The organism is Streptomyces sp. NPDC037203 (genome assembly GCF_055605065.1).
In genome coordinates this window covers 66,176-78,426 of sequence record NZ_JBVJUC010000006.1, presented here as the reverse complement: position 1 = coordinate 78,426, position 12,251 = coordinate 66,176, and the positions used below count along the sequence as shown (strand labels likewise).

13 protein-coding genes and 2 pseudogenes are annotated in these 12,251 nt (G+C 72.7%); 8 read left to right on the top strand and 7 right to left on the bottom strand.

Annotated elements, in window-relative coordinates; all coding sequences use genetic code 11:
* The first annotated feature begins 158 nt into the window (after positions 1–158).
* Positions 159–314, top strand: coding sequence for a hypothetical protein (locus tag ACZ7EC_RS18620; protein WP_397985292.1), 156 nt, complete (start codon positions 159–161; stop codon positions 312–314).
* A 123-nt stretch (positions 315–437) separates the two neighbouring features.
* Here the strand turns inward: ACZ7EC_RS18620 and ACZ7EC_RS18615 are convergent, their stop codons facing one another.
* Positions 438–791: an antibiotic biosynthesis monooxygenase family protein gene (locus ACZ7EC_RS18615; RefSeq protein WP_471063788.1), complete on the bottom strand. Its 354-nt coding sequence runs from the start codon at positions 789–791 to the stop codon at positions 438–440.
* A gap of 246 nt (positions 792–1,037) precedes the next feature.
* On the opposite strand from ACZ7EC_RS18615, the pseudogene ACZ7EC_RS18610 reads away from it, so the two are divergent.
* Positions 1,038–1,271: pseudogene (locus tag ACZ7EC_RS18610) on the top strand (GntR family transcriptional regulator); the annotation flags it as partial.
* 99 nt (positions 1,272–1,370) lie between these two features.
* Here the strand turns inward: ACZ7EC_RS18610 and ACZ7EC_RS18605 are convergent.
* The gene (locus ACZ7EC_RS18605; RefSeq protein ID WP_471063786.1) at positions 1,371–2,132 is read right to left on the bottom strand and encodes a phosphoglyceromutase; all 762 of its coding nucleotides are present in this window, start codon (positions 2,130–2,132) and stop codon (positions 1,371–1,373) included.
* A gap of 175 nt (positions 2,133–2,307) precedes the next feature.
* Here ACZ7EC_RS18605 and ACZ7EC_RS18600 point away from each other — a divergent pair, with 175 nt between their 5' ends.
* Positions 2,308–3,594: an MDR family MFS transporter gene (locus ACZ7EC_RS18600; protein WP_471063784.1), complete on the top strand. Its 1,287-nt coding sequence runs from the start codon at positions 2,308–2,310 to the stop codon at positions 3,592–3,594.
* 120 nt (positions 3,595–3,714) lie between these two features.
* Positions 3,715–4,188, top strand: a complete 474-nt coding sequence (locus ACZ7EC_RS18595) for a carboxymuconolactone decarboxylase family protein (RefSeq protein WP_471063782.1) — start codon at positions 3,715–3,717, stop codon at positions 4,186–4,188.
* 60 nt (positions 4,189–4,248) lie between these two features.
* Here the strand turns inward: ACZ7EC_RS18595 and ACZ7EC_RS18590 are convergent, their stop codons facing one another.
* Positions 4,249–4,731, bottom strand: a complete 483-nt coding sequence (locus ACZ7EC_RS18590; RefSeq protein WP_471063780.1) for a DUF2000 family protein — start codon at positions 4,729–4,731, stop codon at positions 4,249–4,251.
* 49 nt (positions 4,732–4,780) lie between these two features.
* Between ACZ7EC_RS18590 and ACZ7EC_RS18585 the strand changes: the two genes are divergently transcribed.
* Positions 4,781–5,623, top strand: coding sequence for a helix-turn-helix transcriptional regulator (locus ACZ7EC_RS18585; RefSeq protein ID WP_471063778.1), 843 nt, complete (start codon positions 4,781–4,783; stop codon positions 5,621–5,623).
* A 10-nt stretch (positions 5,624–5,633) separates the two neighbouring features.
* On the opposite strand, the gene ACZ7EC_RS18580 is transcribed toward ACZ7EC_RS18585, so the two are convergent.
* Positions 5,634–6,134, bottom strand: coding sequence for a type III secretion system chaperone family protein (locus ACZ7EC_RS18580; protein WP_471063776.1), 501 nt, complete (start codon positions 6,132–6,134; stop codon positions 5,634–5,636).
* Positions 6,127–7,464: a D-inositol-3-phosphate glycosyltransferase gene (gene mshA / locus ACZ7EC_RS18575; RefSeq protein ID WP_471063774.1), complete on the bottom strand. Its 1,338-nt coding sequence runs from the start codon at positions 7,462–7,464 to the stop codon at positions 6,127–6,129. The genes ACZ7EC_RS18580 and mshA overlap by 8 nt, the downstream gene beginning before the upstream one ends.
* 161 nt (positions 7,465–7,625) lie before the next feature.
* On the opposite strand from mshA, the gene ACZ7EC_RS18570 reads away from it, so the two are divergent.
* The 3 genes from ACZ7EC_RS18570 to ACZ7EC_RS18560 all read left to right on the top strand — a co-directional run bounded on the left by ACZ7EC_RS18570 (position 7,626) and on the right by ACZ7EC_RS18560 (position 11,422).
* Positions 7,626–8,441, top strand: a complete 816-nt coding sequence (locus ACZ7EC_RS18570; protein ID WP_471063772.1) for a class I SAM-dependent methyltransferase — start codon at positions 7,626–7,628, stop codon at positions 8,439–8,441.
* 237 nt (positions 8,442–8,678) lie between these two features.
* Positions 8,679–9,776 (top strand): C40 family peptidase, encoded by a 1,098-nt coding sequence (locus tag ACZ7EC_RS18565; RefSeq protein WP_471063771.1) that lies wholly within the window; start codon positions 8,679–8,681, stop codon positions 9,774–9,776.
* A 350-nt stretch (positions 9,777–10,126) separates the two neighbouring features.
* A complete protein-coding gene (locus ACZ7EC_RS18560; protein ID WP_471063769.1) occupies positions 10,127–11,422 on the top strand; it encodes a PP2C family protein-serine/threonine phosphatase in 1,296 nt (431 codons plus the stop codon).
* A gap of 93 nt (positions 11,423–11,515) precedes the next feature.
* Here the strand turns inward: ACZ7EC_RS18560 and ACZ7EC_RS18555 are convergent, their stop codons facing one another.
* Both ACZ7EC_RS18555 and ACZ7EC_RS18550 read right to left on the bottom strand, forming a co-directional pair.
* Complete coding sequence (locus ACZ7EC_RS18555; protein WP_471063767.1) at positions 11,516–11,863, bottom strand: DUF2516 family protein; 348 nt, start codon at positions 11,861–11,863, stop codon at positions 11,516–11,518.
* A 112-nt stretch (positions 11,864–11,975) separates the two neighbouring features.
* A pseudogene (locus ACZ7EC_RS18550) lies at positions 11,976–12,251 on the bottom strand (hypothetical protein); the annotation flags it as partial.

The window sequence follows — 12,251 nt, the reverse complement described above, 5'->3', positions numbered from 1 at the left end:
GTCGCCGGGCGGGCCCACGGGCGCGAAGACCGGACCCCGACGGCCGAACGCCGAGTACGACGCCTCCGTGCGCCGTTGATGCGCCCGGCCGGTTGGGCATGAAATGGGTGAGGGCATGCCTGCCCCGGCAACTAGGCCCCGGCGTCTAGGAGGGACCCATGACCGACTCCCCCAGCACCACCCCCGACCCCGCGCAGGAGCGCGAGACCGAGCAGCCCGCGAAGATCAGGGGGCTGCCGCTGGTCGCCGCGTGCGGCTGCGGCTCCGGCTGCAGCTGCGGCTGCCAGTCGGGCGCGCCCTGCCAGTGCGGCTGACGGCGGAACCGCCGTAGGGCCGGTACGAACTCCCTTCGTACCGGCCCTTTTCCGTACGGCACCACGCCTGTAGGGGTTCAGCCGCAGCCGGTCGCACCGTCGGCGTGACGGCGCCGCCGGCACCTACGCCCGCTTGAACCCGTGGCTGCGCTCCACCTTCGCCACGTGCAGCGTGTACCTCTCGTACCACTCGGCCCGCCCGCGCTCCTGTGCCGCACGGTGCTCGGCGTTGCTCCGCCATTCCGTGAGGGCGTCCGCGTCTCGGAAGTACGCGACGGTGATGGACAACCCGCCGGGCGTCTGCGCGTGATCCGCCCCCAGGAATCCGGGGACGTCCTTCACCAGGTCTTCCATGCGCGCGTTGGTCTCGCTGTAGCCGCTTCGGTCCTCGGTCGGGATCGCGGTGAACACAGCGGCGTAATAAGGAGGTTCAAACGCCTCGACGGGCACGACGGCCACTTCGGAATGTTCGCTCATGCCGCTACGGTGCGTCAGGCCACGCCCGCCGCTCCAGTGTCTTTCCCGAACGGGATCGATCAGGGATCCGACTTTTTGCCAAGGGTCCATCCCACGACGCGCACCGCCCGGTCGCGCAGTCGAGGAAGTCCCGCCAGGTGGCCATGGCGCCGTCCACGTCACCTTGGCGCAGCCGCACCCAGCCGCCAACGGCCTGGAAAGTAGTGGGCTGCCCAGGAGTCGCCGACGTCCACGGCGGCCGGCCTGGAGAAGACCGACCAGGACATCTCCGCGCGGCGGCGCCGGTACCTGCTCGAGGGGAAGCCGATCGAGTTCGCCGCCTCTTACCTGCCGGTCGACATCGCGCGTGGGACGCCCATCGCCGAACCCGACCCCGGACCCGGCGGCATCTACGCCCACGGACGGCCCGTCGAGGTCTGCGACACGGACATGGCGGCGGACGCCTACGTCCTGTCGAACGCCTACGTCCTGTCGTACTGACTCCCGGCGACCTGACCACAACCACCACCGCCAAGCAAGCCCCCCGCCCACGGACACACCGCAGGCAGAGGGCTTGATCAGTAAGGCGGAAGGGTGGAGTTACTTCTTCTTGCCCTGGTTCTTGACCGCCTCGATTGCTGCTGCGGCTGCCTCCGGGTCGAGGTACTTGCCGCCCGGAGTCAGGGGCTTGAAGTCCGAGTCGAGTTCGTAGGCGAGGGGGATGCCCGTCGGGATGTTCAGGCCCGCGATGTCGGCGTCCGAGATGCCGTCCAGGTGCTTGACCAGGGCGCGCAGGGAGTTGCCGTGGGCGGCGACGAGGACCGTGCGGCCGGACAGGAGGTCCGGGACGATCGCGTCGTACCAGTAGGGGAGCATCCGGAAGACGACGTCCTTCAGGCACTCGGTCCTCGGGCGCAGCTCCGGCGGGAGGGTCGCGTAGCGCGCGTCGTCGAACTGGGAGAACTCGGAGTCGTCGGCCAGCGGGGGCGGCGGGGTGTCGTACGAGCGGCGCCAGAGCATGAACTGCTCCTCGCCGAACTCGGCCAGCGTGGCCGCCTTGTCCTTGCCCTGGAGGGCGCCGTAGTGGCGCTCGTTCAGGCGCCAGCTGCGGTGGACCGGGATCCAGTGGCGGTCCGCGGTCTCGAGGGCCAGCTGGGCGGTGCGGATCGCGCGCTTCTGGAGGGACGTGTGGACCACGTCGGGCAGGAGGTCGGCGTCCTTCAGGAGCTCGCCACCGCGGACTGCCTCCTTCTCGCCCTTCTCGTTCAGGTTGACGTCCACCCAGCCGGTGAACAGGTTCTTCGCGTTCCACTCGCTCTCGCCGTGGCGGAGGAGGATCAGCTTGTACGGTGCGTCGGCCATGCCTCAGAGCGTAATCCACGGCCACCCGGCACCGGTGCGGCCGACCGGTGGGCGGGACGCCGGGGGCCCGGTAAATCCAGTGGTCGATGTCAGACCCCATGAGTAAGTTGTGCGAGCGCCAGCAGCCACTTACCGATCCAGGCGTCAGCCGCACACCGCCCCAGGGGGTCCCCTCATGCCCGCCGCCCGTCTCGGACGCGCCGCCCGGAAAGCCGTGTCCGGGCTCCCCCGTGAGTTCTGGTGGCTGTGGACCAGCACCCTCGTCAACCGGCTCGGCGCCTTCGTGGCCACCTTCATGGCCCTCTACCTCACCCTCGACCGCGGCTATTCCGCCTCGTACGCCGGTCTCGTCGCCTCCCTGCACGGGCTGGGCGGGGTCGTCGCCTCGCTCGCGGGCGGGGTCATGGCCGACCGCGTGGGGCGGCGGCCCACCCTGCTCGTCGCCCAGTCGGCCACCGCCGCCGCCGTCGCGCTGCTGGGGTTCATGACCGACCCGGTCGCCATCGCCGGCGTCGCCTTCCTCGTCGGCGTGGCCTCCAACGCCTCCCGCCCGGCCGTGCAGGCGATGATGGCCGACATCGTGCGGCCCGAGGACCGGGTGCGGGCCTTCTCGCTCAACTACTGGGCCATCAACCTCGGTTTCGCCGTCTCCGCCGCGGCGGCCGGGTTCATCGCCGAGTTCAGCTATCTCGCCGGGTTCCTCCTGGAAGCGGGCATGACGGCCGCCTGCGCCCTCGTCGTCTTCCTGAAGGTCCCCGAGTCCCGGCCCGTCGCCCCGGTCCACGAGGACGAGCCCCGGATCGGCCTCGGCACCGTGCTGCGCGACGGGCGCTACATGGCCGTCGTCGGCCTGTCCTTCCTCGTCGCCCTGATCTTCCAGCAGGGCGATGTCGCACTGCCGGTCGCCATGGGCCGCGCCGGGTTCACGCCCGCCGACTACGGCGTCGCCATCGCCGTCAACGGCGTCCTGATCGTCGCCCTCCAGATCCCGGTCACCCGGTTCATCGAGCACCGCGACCCGCGCACCCTGCTCGTCGTCTCCTCGCTCCTCGCCGGATACGGCTTCGGGCTCACCGCCTTCGCCGGGTCCGTCGGCGCCTTCATGGCGACCGTCTGCGTGTGGACCCTCGCCGAGATCGTCAACGCGCCGACCCAGACCGGCCTGGTCGTCCGCCTCTCCCCCGTGCACGGCCGCGGCCGCTACCAGGGCGTGTACACCCTGTCCTGGTCCGTCGCCGCCCTGGTCGCGCCCCTGATGTCCGGCCTGGTCCTCGACCGGTTCGGGGCGAAGTGGCTGTGGGGGACGTGTGCCGCCCTGGGGATGGCCGCCGGGCTCGGGTACGCCCTGCTGATGCGCGGACCGGGGATGCGCGAGGACCCCGAGGGCGCGGGTCGTACCGCGGACGGCCCTGTCGTCGCCTCCGCCGGTGGCGCCGCTCCGGAGCGCTCGCCGGTCGTGTGACAGCCTCCACCGGTCATGTGACGCAGGTCACTTTCGGTCCTGTCACATTCGCGGCACCCCTTTCCGTCCATGAGGTGAAGCAGCAGCGAGCTGTACGACCCGACACAGGAGCACAGCACCATGGACGCCCGTCTGAACCTGATGACCAACCCTGTCACCGGCACGTTCCTCAAGTACGTCAACTCGGCCGGGAAGGTGCTCTCGGACTCCACCCTGCCGTTCGCGACGCAGGAGCTGGTGAAGCTGCGGGCCAGCCAGATCAACGGCTGCGGGTTCTGCACCGACATGCACAGCAAGGACGCCGCGGCCGCCGGGGAGAGCGCGCAGCGGCTGCACCTGGTCGCCGCCTGGCGGGAGGCCACGGTGTTCACCGAGGCCGAGCGCGCGGCGCTGGAGCTGACCGAGCAGGGCACCCGGATCGCGGACGCGGCCGGCGGGGTGACCGACGAGGCGTGGGCCCAGGCCGCCCGGCACTACGACGAGGAGCAGCTCGCCGCCCTCGTGGGCCTGATCGCCGTCATCAACCTGTACAACCGCGTGAACGTCCTCGTCCGGCAGCCCGCGGGCGACTACCAGCCCGGCATGTTCGGCTGACCGCGAGGAGCCGGAGGCGGCCGGTACGGGGGTCCGGCCGCCTCCCGGCGGGGGCGCGCGTCAGGGGTGCATGCGCGCCCCCTTCAGCACCTTGTCCACCGCGTTGCGCGGCCCGTAGACCGCGAGCCCGACCAGATCCAGATCGGCCGTCGGTACGGCGCGTACGGCCGCGCGGTTGTCGCGGTCGTTGCCGGTGGCGAACAGGTCCGCGGTGAACACCGCGCAGGGCAGGGACCGGCGGAGCGCCCGCCCGTGGGCCGCGCGCAGGGTCTCCTTCTCACCCTCGAAAACCAGCACCGGCTGCCGGAACATGGGCAGGTACCGGGTGCCGTCCGCGTCCTCGTAGGGCTCGCCGACCACCTCGGGCAGCGTCGCGCCCAGGCCGCTGACCAGGAACGCGGTGACGTTCAGCCGCTGCCAGGGGGCGAGGTCCGCGCGCAGCAGCACGGCGATCTTGGTGTCGAAGCGAAGGGGGCCGGCGGCGCCGGAGGGGATCGGTCCGGGGGCGTCGGAAGGGGTCGGTCCGGAGGTCGGGGTGCTCATGGGATGAGACTGCCGATCGCCCCGCCGCAGGGTCTTGTACGTTGTTTGCATGACCGCGAGCAAGGCCGCGCGCGGGGCTCCGGGCCGGGCTCCCGGCGGGGAAGTGAGCGCGTGGCGTCCGCGGGTGCCGGGCGTCACCGAGGTCTTCCACGCCCATTTCACCGAGTACGCCTACCCGATGCACGTCCACGACGCCTGGACGCTGCTCATCGTGGACGACGGCGCGGTCCGCTACGACCTGGACCGGCACGAGCACGGCACCCCCCTCGACACGGTCAGCCTGCTGCCCCCGCACGTGCCGCACAACGGCTCCCCCGCCACCCCCGGCGGTTTCCGCAAGCGGGTCGTCTACCTCGACAGCAGCCGGCTCGGCGAGGAGCTGATCGGGGCGGCCGTCGACGGGCCCGATCTGCGCGATCCGGTGCTGCGGCTGCGGGTCGGGCAACTGCACGCGGCCCTCGCCCGCCCCGGCGACGAGCTGGAGGCGGAGAGCAGGCTGACGCTGGTCGGGGAGCGGCTGCGGGCGCATCTGCGGCGGCGCGCCGAGCCGCCGCGGCCCCGACCGGACCCACGACTCGCGCGGCAGCTCAGGGAGTTGCTGGATACGCGGTTCACCGACGGCCTCTCGCTCGCGGAGGCGTCCGGGGCGCTGCACGCCCATCCCGCCCATCTCGTACGGGCGTTCAGCGGCGCGTACGGCATCGCCCCGCACCAGTACCTGATGTCACGCCGGGTCGGCCGGGCCCGCCGGCTGCTGCTGGACGGGCTGCCGCCCGGCGAGGTGGCCGCCCTGACCGGGTTCTACGACCAGGCCCATCTCACCCGGCATTTCCGGAAGTTGGTCGGGGTGCCGCCGGGCCGCTACCGGAGCGGGGCGCGGCCGGCGCCGTAGTCCCCGAAGCTCACTCGGCCGGGCGCTCGACGAGGTGCTTGAAGGCGTCCAGGTTGCGGGTGGACTCGCCGCGGGAGACGCGCCAGGCGTACTCCTTGCGGATGGAGGTCGCGAAGCCCAGCTCCAGCAGGGAGTTGAAGGCGCCGTCGGCCGCTTCCAGGACCTGGCCGAGGAGGCGGTCGATCTCGTCGGGGGTGACGGAGGCGAGCGGGAGGCGCGCGGTGACGTAGACGTCGCCGAGGCGGTCGACGGCGTAACTCACGCCGTACAGCTTGAGGTTGCGCTCCAGGAGCCAGCGGTGCACGCCCGCCTCGTTCTCGTCGGGGTGGCGCACGACGAAGGCGTTCAGGGAGAGGGAGTGCCGCCCGACGAGGAAGGAGACGGTGGTGGACAGCTTCTGCGTGCCGGGCAGCTTGACCACGTAGGTGCCGGGCTCGGGGTTCTCCCACTCCAGTTCGGCGTCCTGGAAGACGGCCTCCAGGACCTGTCCGGCCTTCTCGACATCACCCATGGTGGGAGCGTACGCGACGGCGGTACGACTGGACCGCGGCCGTGTACACGTCGGCGGTCGCCGCGGCCGCCGCGTCCCAGCCGAAGGACCGGGCGTGCCGGGCGGCGGCCTCGCCCATGCGCGCGGTGAGGGCCTGCTCGTCGGCGAACCGGGCGAGGACGCGCGCGTAGTCGGCCGGTTCGTGCCCCTCGACCAGGAAGCCGGTCTCGCCGTCGCGCACCGCGACCGGGAGCCCGCCGACGGAGGCGGCGAGCACCGGGGTGCCGGCCGCCTGCGCCTCGATGGCGACCAGCCCGAAGGACTCGCTGTAGGACGGCATGACCAGCACGGACGCGGCCCGGAACCAGTCCGCGAGCTGCTCCTGGCCGACGGGCGGGCGGAACCGTACGACGTCCGCGATGCCGAGCCGGGCGGCGAGCTTCTGGAGGCCCTCGGGCTTGGCGAGGCCGCTGCCGCTGGGCCCGCCGACGACGGGGACGAGGATCCGGGAGCGCAGCTCGGGGCGGTCGTCGAGGAGGACGGCCACCGCGCGCAGCAGGACGTCCGGGGCCTTCAGGGGCTGTATGCGGCCCGCGAAGAGGGGGATCAGGGCGTCCTTGGGCAGGCCGAGGCGGGCGCGGGCGGCGGCCCGGCCGTCGGCGGGGCGGAAGCGCTCCAGGTTCACGCCGGGGTGCACGACGGCGACCGCGCCGGGGTCGGCGTCGTAATAGCGGACGAGTTCGCCGGCCTCCTCCTCGGTGTTGGCGATCAGCCGGTCCGCGGCGGCGACGATCTGGGTCTCGCCGATGACCCGTGCGGCGGGCTCGGGGCGGTCGCCGGCGGCCAGGTTGGCGTTCTTGACCTTGGCCATGGTGTGCATGGCGTGCACCAGGGGGACGCCCCAGCGCTGGGCGGCGAGCCAGCCGACGTGGCCGGAGAGCCAGTAGTGGGAGTGGACCAGGTCGTAGTAGCCGGGGCGGTGGCCGGCCCATGCCTGCATCACGCCGTGCGTGAAGGCGCACAGCTGGGCGGGCAGCTCCTCCTTGGCGAGGCCCTCGTACGGGCCCGCGTCCACGTGCCGGACCAGGACGCCGGGGGCGAGCTGGACGGTGGGCGGCAGATCGCCCGCGGTGGCGCGGGTGAAGACCTCCACCTCGATGCCGAGGGCGGCGAGCCGCTGGGCCAGCTCCACGATGTAGACGTTCATGCCGCCCGCGTCGCCGGTGCCGGGCTGGTGCAGGGGCGAGGTGTGCACGGAGAGCATCGCGACCCGCCGGGGCCGGCGGAGCAGCCGCAGCCGGGGCGCGGCGGACGGGGAGCGGCGCCCGAGCCTGCTGGCGTACTGGCTCACGTGGCGTTCCTCCTTGCAGCGGGCATGCCGGACGGAGGACTCGCCTGCGCCCTCCACGCAGGTGCAACAGCGGGCGGGGGGCCCGCCATTTCCGGTACAAGCCGCTTTACCGAATCATTACCTTGCTTGGCTCGACCCCGTCCCCCTTTACCCTCGTACTCATGTCGACCCGCGCACCCGCCCGCCGCCCCGTCGGGACCGTGACGCGCGGCACCACCAACCCCAACCGGCTGCGCCGCATGGACCGCTGGATCGCGGCCGTCCACGGCGCCGAGCTGCGCCGCGCCGCCGAGCCGGTCGCCGTCGACCTCGGGTACGGCGCCGCCCCCTGGACCGCCGTGGAACTGCTCGGCAGGCTGCGCACCGCCGCCCCGGCCACCTGCGTCGTCGGCATCGAGATCGAGCCGGAGCGGGTCGCGGCGGCGCGGCCGTACGAGCGCGAGGGGCTGGTCTTCCGGCACGGCGGCTTCGAAGTCCCGGTGGCCGGGCACCCGCTGCTGATCCGCGCGGCCAACGTGCTGCGCCAGTACGACGAGGACCAGGTCGCCGCCGTCTGGGAGCGGCTGTGCGCGCGGCTGGCACCGGCGGGCGGCGCCTCGCGCGGGGGGCTGCTGGTCGAGGGGACGTGCGACGAGATCGGGCGGCGGCACGTCTGGGTGGCGCTCGGGCCCGAGGGGCCGCGGACCGTCACCTTCGCCACCCGGCTCGGCTCCCTGGACCACCCCTCCGACCTCGCCGAACGGCTGCCGAAGGCGCTGATCCACCGCAATGTCCCCGGCGAGCCGGTGCACGCCTTCCTGCGCGACTTCGACCGCGCCTGGGCGGCCGCCGCGCCGTACGCCGCGTACGGCGCCCGGCAGCGCTGGCTGCGCGCGGTACGCGACCTGACCGCGGACTGGCCGGTGACGGACACGCCGGCCCGGTGGCGGCAGGGTGAAGTGACCGTGGCGTGGGGGGCTTTGGCACCGCGGAGCTGAAGCGGGGCTGAAGCAGGACTGAAGCGGGGCTGAACCCGCCGAAACCACCCCTTCGGGTGGACGGACAACGGAACGAACCCGGCGCGCCGTTCGTCAGACGGGCGGGGTGATCGTCGTCGGCGCCGGGCGTGGGGGAAATCCGACTTTCCTCACGGCCTCTGTCGCTTTGCGCCCGGCCGTGGCACGATCCCTCAGGCACCCGTAAGTTACTGACGGTAAATCAGCTGGGGGGTAGGTATGGGTACGGGCAAGCGCGGTCTGCTCGCGGCCGCCCTGACCGTGGTCTGCGCGGTGGCCGTACTCGCGGCACCCGGTACGGCGCTCGCCGCCCCGGCACCCCCGCAGGACGCCGGCGCGACATCGAATCCGAGCCCGAGCCCGAGCCCGCGCCCCGTCCCGGACAAGGACCTGGAACAGGTCCGCGAGAAGCTGGACAAGCTCTACCACGACGCGGCCGTGGCCACCGACGCGTACAACGCGGCGGAGGAGAGGGCCAAGAAGCAGTCAGCCGAGATCGCCTCGCTGGCCAGGAAGATCGCGGCCGGGCAGCGCAGGCTCGCCCAGCTCAAGGACCAGGCGGGCGCGGCGGCGCGGGAGCAGTACCGCACCGGAGGGGTGCCGCCCACGGCGCAGTTCCTGCTCAGCGACGACCCGGACCAGTTCCTGGACGGCGCGGGGCTCGTCCTGCAGAGCCAGCAGGCGGCCAACCACCTGATCGGCGAACGGACCGACGCCCAGCAGCAGTTGCGGGACTACGCCGCCGACGCCGCCGCCCAGGGCAAGAAGCTGGACGCCGACCGCAAGGCGAAGGCGAGCGCCAAGAAGAAGATCCAGCAGCAGATCGACGCCGCGGAGAAGCTGGAGTCGTCGCTGGAGGAGAGGCAGCGGGAGCGGATCGCGCAGCTGGAACAGCAGGCCGCCGTGAAGGCGCAGACCGCGTGGCTGGACACCGGCATCCTCGACCGGATCCACGGCAAGGCGTCCGCGGCGGGCGAGAAGGCCGTGGCGTTCGCCATCGCCCAGCTCGGCAAGCCGTATGTATGGGGCGCCGCGGGACCGGACTCCTTCGACTGCTCGGGGCTGACCTCCCAGGCGTGGGCCGCGGCCGGCCATCCCATACCGCGCACCTCCCAGGAGCAGTGGCAGCAGCTCAAGCACATCGACGTCAAGGACATGCGGCCCGGCGACCTCGTCGTCTACTTCGACGACGCCAGCCATGTCGCCCTGTACATAGGGGACGGCACGATCATCCAGGCCCCGCGTCCGGGGCGCTCGGTGACGGTCGCGGGCGCGGGTTCGATGCCGATCCTGGGGGTCGTACGACCGGACGCGTGACGGCGGGGGCCGGGGTGCCGCGGCCGGGGCGGGTGCGCTAGCGGTCCGGCTGTGAGCGGGGTCGCGTGAGCCGCGTTATACGGCTTTCGTCCCGGTGACGCGGGTCATGTGACCGACCCCACCGCCAACCCCCGTGCAAACCGGGGCAGGACGTGAGCTTCGTCATTCCTCGGCGCCCGGTTCCCTGTCCAACTGCGGTACGGAAAGCGGCATATGACAGCGTCCCGAGCCGGAGCGACGCGGCTCACACCATTCCATCGGGGTGGCCGCACCCGCTATGGTCACCCGACGGTGGGTCGAGACCCCTCGACACCGCCGCGCCCTCGGGGGGAGGGAAGGAACCCAGGACGATGCCCGTACCCGTACCGCGGCAGAGAGCGATCCCGGCCGTGGAGAGTGGTCAGGCGCAGGCCGCCGGCGCCGTCGGCGGCCCCCTCAAGGAAGAGGCCCACCGCGACGCCGCGCCCATGAGCGGCGCCACTCTCACCCTGCTGCTGATCGAGGACGACCCGGTCGGCTCGCCGATCGTGCCCGAACTGCTGGACTCGTCCGGCAAGCCGATCCGCGTACGCACCGCCCGCAACCTCACCGAGGCCGAGCGGCTGCTCACCGACGACGTCCACTGCATCCTGCTGGACCTGGCGCTGCCCGCGCCGGGCGGCAGCGACACCGACGACGAGCTGGCCGTGCTGCACCACGTCCTCCAGCTCGCGCCCCGGCACGCCGTGCTCGCGCTGACCGCCTCCGGCGACGCGGAGCGCGGCGCCGAGGCCGTGCGCGTCGGCGCGCAGGACTACCTCTTCCGGGACGAACTGGACGGCCGCCTGCTCAGCCGCGCCATCCGTTACGCGGTGGAGCGGAAACGGTCCGACACCGCCGAGCGCCGGCTGACCGAGAGCCGACTGCGGGCGCAGGAGAACCGGCGCCTGGAGCGGGGACTGCTGCCCACACCGCTGCTCGACGGCTCCTCGCTGCGGTTCGCGGCCCGGTACCGTCCGGGCCGCTCGCGCGCGCTGCTCGGCGGCGACTTCTACGACGCCGTGCGCACCCCCGACGGCACGGTGCACGCCATGATCGGCGACGTCTGCGGGCACGGCCCGGACGAGGCCGCGCTCGGCGTGGAGCTGCGGATAGCCTGGCGGGCGCTGACCCTGGCGGGGCTGTGCGGGGACCAGCTGCTGGGCACGCTCCAGGAGGTGCTGGAACACGAGCGCGCGGACGAGGAGATCTTCGCGACGCTGTGCACGGTGGACATCGCGCCGGACGGCCGCCACGCGGGCCTGTGCCTGGCCGGCCATCCTGCCCCGCTGCTGGTGCGCCCCGGCGTGCCCGCGCGGCTGCTGCCGTACGACGACAACGGTCCCGCGCTCGGGCTGCTGCCCGGTGCCCGCTGGTCGCGGATGCAGGTGGAGCTGGGCCCCGAGTGGAGTCTGATGCTCTACACCGACGGGCTCATCGAGGGCCGTGTCGGGGCCGGCGGGGAGCGGCTCGGCCAGGACGGCATGGTGGAGATGATCCGCCGCCAGCTCGCCGAGGGGTTGCGCGGCGAGGAACTGCTGCGGGCCGCGGTGCAGGAAGTGCGCCGGCTCAACGAGGGCGAGCTGACGGACGACGTGGCGGTGGTCTTGCTGGACCGGCTGGCGTGACGGCGTAGGGGGTGACGGCGCAGGCGGGCCGTTCCCCGCGGCCCTGCCGGAGCGGCTATGCGGGAACGGCCCTGCCGGAGCGGCGGGCGGCTTTCAGCGTCCGCCGTTCCAGGGGCCGTACGGGCCGTCGCTGCTGCTGCCGCCGCGGCGGCCGAAGCCCTTGCCGCCGCCCGTGACCTGCCTGACGGCGGGGCGGACGTCCACGATGTAGACGATGCTGGCCACCGCGCCGGCGATCGGCAGGATGGACAGGATCGAGAACAGAATGCTGACGACCAGGGCGATGGCCAGGATGATCAGCCAGAAGACCTTGTTGTTCTTGTCGGCCGCGCGGAAGGCGTCCTCGCGGCGCACGGAGGCGTCCACGAGCGCGAACGCGGCCAGGGCCATGAGGACGATCTTCAGGATCCCCATGAATCCCGCGAAGCCCAACATCAGCATGCTCGCCACCGCCCCTGTCCGCTGTTCGGTCCCTTTGCCGCAACCGTACCCATAGAACGGGCGGAACGGGCCGGACACCCCAAAGATGCCCGGCCCGTGACGGTCCGCGCGATCACTTGGCCGGCGGAGTGGGCTTCTTCGCCGGGGTCGTCTTGCGGGCGGTCGCGGCCTTCCTGGCGGCGGCGGCCTTCTTCTCCGCGGCGGCCTCGGGCGTGGCGACCTTGGGGCGGCCGGCCTCGTCCCTGACCTCGACGGGCTCGGGCTTGCCCTCGACGGCGATGGCCAGGGACGAGGCCGGACACCCCAAAGATGCCCGGCCCGTGACGGTCCGCGCGATCACTTGGCCGGCGGAGTGGGCTTCTTCGCCGGGGTCGTCTTGCGGGCGGTC